This window comes from Rhodoferax sp. (genome assembly GCF_023701345.1).
GTDB lineage: Bacteria > Pseudomonadota > Gammaproteobacteria > Burkholderiales > Burkholderiaceae_C > Rhodoferax.
Window position 1 is genome coordinate 1 of record NZ_JAMPXE010000206.1, and the last position, 3,621, is coordinate 3,621.

The window sequence follows — 3,621 nt, forward strand, 5'->3', positions numbered from 1 at the left end:
GAGGTGCCCAGCAGCAGGCGGCTGGCAAAGGTCTGGCCGTAGAGCACCAGTGCGTCGTCGGGCGTTTGTTCTGAATACATGTTCATGAGGGTCAATCCTTAGCCCCCGGTTACCGGCGCAATCAGGTCGATCTGGTCTGCGTCGTGCAACGGGGTGTGGTGGTAGGCGGTATTGGGGATGAATTGCAGGTTGATGGCGGCAGCAAAAGGCGGTTTCAAGGGCAACAGGGCCACGGCATCGGCCAGCGTCGCGGTGGCAGGCAACTCAAACGTGTTGCCGTTGATCAGCACCTTGATCGTTGTTGTCATCATGCAAGCGCCTGGACATCCGGCGGCATGGATTGCCGCGCTTCGCTCGCAATGACAGCTTTAAGACCGTCATGGCGAGACGCGTCAGCGGCGTGGCAATCCATGACAGCCACAGTACCGTCATTGCGAGGAGCGTCAGCGACGTGGCAATCCATGGCTTCTGCCAGCGCCGAACGCTCACCCTGCATCAGCTGCAGCACCATGTCGTGCATGGCCGGGGCGATCAGATAGCCGTGCCGATACAGGCCGTTGACCTGCAGGCAGCGCGCGCCCAGGCGGCGCACTGCGGGCCGGTTGTCGGGCAGGGTGGGGCGGCACTGCGCCACCAGTTCCACAATGCGCGCCTCGCCAAAGCCGCTGTCCACGGTGTAGGCGGCGCTGAGCAACTCCAGGGCCGAGCGCACGCTCATGGGCGAGGTGTCTTCCGACTCGATTTCTGTCGCGCCCACCAAAAAATAGCCGTCCTGCTTGGGTGCGATGTAGATCGGGTAACGCGGGTGAATCAGCCGGGTGGGGCGCGACAGCGTCACGTTCGGGGCGTGCAGGGTGATGATCTCGCCACGCACGCCGCGCAAGCCTGGCCATTGCGGCTGCGCGCCCAGGCCACGGCAGTCCAGCACCCAGTCGGGCTGGCCGGGTGTGCCAGGCGCAAAGTCATTTGGCGAGCGCGGGCTGTTCCAGTGCAGGGTGACCTGCAAGCGCTGCAATTGCGCCAGCAGCGCGTCCATCAGCTGGTGGTTGTCCAGCTGGCCTTCGCCCGGTAAATAAAGTCCTTGTGCAAAGTGTGTGCCCAAGCCGGGCTCCAACTGGTTCAGCCCCGCCGCATCCAGTTTTTTTTGGGTGGGCAGGCTGGGTAATCGATTGGCGGTGGCGACCAGCAGTTGTGTAAAACGCTGGGCATCAGCCGCATCCTGGCGGTGCCAGACCACCAGCGTGCCTTGCTGCTGGAAGAACACGGGGGCATCGAGTTCGGCGATCAGCTCGGGCCAGCGCGTCAGGCCATATTGCCCCATGCGCACCACCTGGTCTTCGGCAACCGCCGACTCGGCCAGCGGCGCCAGCATGGCAGCCGCCGCAAAGGCGGCGGCGCGGCGTGAATCAGCCGCGGCAGCGTCATAAACGCTTAACGAGTGGCCAGCGCGCGCCAGAGAGCAGGCCAGCAGCCGGCCCATCAGGCCCGCGCCCAAAATGACGATGTTCATGCTTTTTGGCCAGCCAGTGCCAACGGGCTGGCCGGGCGCGTCAGCCAGGCCAGCACAAAGGTGATCGCCAGCGTCGGCAGCGCGGCGCCAAATTGCGGAGCGAATTGCGCCAAGGCGTGGTAGCAGCCAATGCCACCGAGCCACAGCAAGGCCGCGGTCCAGTCCACCTGCCGGCTGTTGCTGGCAACGGCGCCGGTTGACGTGGCCAGCCGGCCCAGGATCACGCCGTAGAGCGGCACAAACACCGAACTCAGCATCAGCAAAAACGGCTCCAGGCTGTGCATCGGCAACACCAGCGCCAGGCCGGTGCACAGCAGCGCCAGGCCCAGGCCCCATTGGCGCACGCTCCAGCCCGGCTTGATGCTGTGGCCCGACACCGCGCCCGAGTACACATCGCCATAGGCGTTGTCCACCTCGTCCACCAGAATCAGCGTCAGCGCCAGCAGGCCGCCCTGGGCCAGCAGCAGGGCACTGACCAGGTCGGTGCCCGGTGCGGCCACCGTCACCACCATCACGCCCAGCGCATAACACCAGATGTTGGCCAGCGCATAGCCGAGCCAGGTGCCGCTCATGGCGCTCTTGCCCGACTTGCCATAACGCGCGTAGTCCGCCACCAGCGGCAGCCACGACACCGGCATCGCAATCACCAGGTCCATGGCCGACAGCATGCCCATGCTGCCATCGCCCGGGCGCGTCCAAAACGCCTCCAGACCCTGCGCCTGCACCTGGCCGCCAAACTGCCAGGTCAGCCACAGCAGCGAGGCAATCACCAGCGGCAGCGCCACCCGGCTGACAATTTTGCGCACCAGCTGCGTCATGGGGCGCGACAGCAGCAGCACCAGCACGCCGCCCCACAGCAATGTGGTCAGCACCCGGCCCTCCATGCCGCCCAGTTCAAATCCAAAAGATTGTTTGCCAATGGCGGCTGTGCCGTCGCGCATGATGACCAGCTCGAACGTGGTCCAGCCGATCAGTTGCGCCATGTTGAGCAGCACCGGCAGGCGGGCAAAGGCACTGCCATAGGTGGCGTGCATCAGCGCCGCGCTTGACAAACCGGTCTGACAACCCAGCCGCGCGGTCCAGGCCAGCAGGCCGGCGCCAATCAATGACCCCAGCACAATGGCGATGGCCGCATCGCGGCTGCCCACGGCCGGCACCAGATAGGCGCCCACCTGCATCACCAGCAGGCCCACGCCCAGGCTGAACCAGAGCGAGGCGTGGTTGTGCCAGTTGAAGACCCGCTCTGAAGACGGCACGGGTGACAGGGCCGAGTTCGTCGCGGCGGCCTGGTTTGAATCAGAAGTAGCTGTATTTGCCATCTGTTTGCTCCATGCAAAAAGTTGGCAGGTCGGCGGTCGAAAGAGGTGGAAAACCTCGCCAGAGAAGGCGGCGAGCACCGGTTTTTAACCTGCTTCCCTGCGCGAGGATTACCTCAGTCAGGTTCAAAGGGACTTTCTCAGTCGTCTGCCAGCAACTTCGGCAGCGCAACACCCCTAGCGAAAGCGTTGTTCAACGCAGCGCGAATTCTATAGCGGCTTCAACGCGAAAGAACGGCGTCATTGCGAACGCAGTGAAGCAATCCATGACTTCCGACTGCATGGACTGCCGCGCTACGCTCGCAGTGACGGCCATCACACCGTCATTGCGAGGAGCGTAGTGACGTGGCAATCCATGAAGTCCTGGATTGCCGCGCTCCGCCCGCAATGACGATACCAGTCACGCTCCGCTCGCAATGACGATACCAGCCGCGCTTCGCCCGCAATGACCTTGATGACAACGTTTAAAGCCTCAAAACCTTACACTCGGCGCCTTCCCCTGACCCTGAATGCCCATGAACGCCCCTGTCGACGTCTCTTTTTTCCCGCGTGCAGCCAAGCCGCTGTCCAGCTACCGCAAGTTCTGGGCGGCACGCTTTGGCACGGCCCCGTTTTTGCCGATGAGCCGCGCCGAGATGGAGCAACTGGGCTGGGACAGCTGCGACGTGGTGCTGGTCACCGGTGACGCCTATGTCGATCACCCCAGCTTTGGCATGGCGGTGATTGGCCGCATGCTCGAAGCGCAGGGCTTTCGCGTCGGCATCATCGCCCAGCCCGACTGGCAAAGCGCCGAAC

General features: G+C 64.0%; 3 protein-coding genes, 1 pseudogene and 1 riboswitch. Of the genes and pseudogenes, 1 reads left to right on the top strand and 3 read right to left on the bottom strand.

The annotated features are described in order from the left end of the window. Window positions 1-98: 98 nt before the first annotated feature. Genes thiS through NDI87_RS17065 form a run of 3 tightly spaced genes read right to left on the bottom strand, consistent with a single transcriptional unit; the run spans window position 99 to window position 2,829 of the window. On the bottom strand, window positions 99-296 hold the full coding sequence (thiS, locus tag NDI87_RS17055; RefSeq protein ID WP_296276783.1) for a sulfur carrier protein ThiS: 198 nt from the start codon (window positions 294-296) through the stop codon (window positions 99-101). An 11-nt stretch (window positions 297-307) separates the two neighbouring features. Continuing rightward, window positions 308-1,510 (bottom strand): FAD-dependent oxidoreductase, encoded by a 1,203-nt coding sequence (locus NDI87_RS17060; RefSeq protein WP_296276781.1) that lies wholly within the window; start codon window positions 1,508-1,510, stop codon window positions 308-310. Next, a complete protein-coding gene (locus NDI87_RS17065) occupies window positions 1,507-2,829 on the bottom strand; it encodes a cytosine permease (protein ID WP_296276782.1) in 1,323 nt (440 codons plus the stop codon). The genes NDI87_RS17060 and NDI87_RS17065 overlap by 4 nt, the downstream gene beginning before the upstream one ends. Before the next feature lie 77 nt (window positions 2,830-2,906). Beyond that, window positions 2,907-3,015, bottom strand: a riboswitch (TPP riboswitch). A 326-nt stretch (window positions 3,016-3,341) separates the two neighbouring features. Here NDI87_RS17065 and NDI87_RS17070 point away from each other — a divergent pair. Next, window positions 3,342-3,621, top strand: a pseudogene (locus tag NDI87_RS17070) (YgiQ family radical SAM protein); the annotation flags it as partial.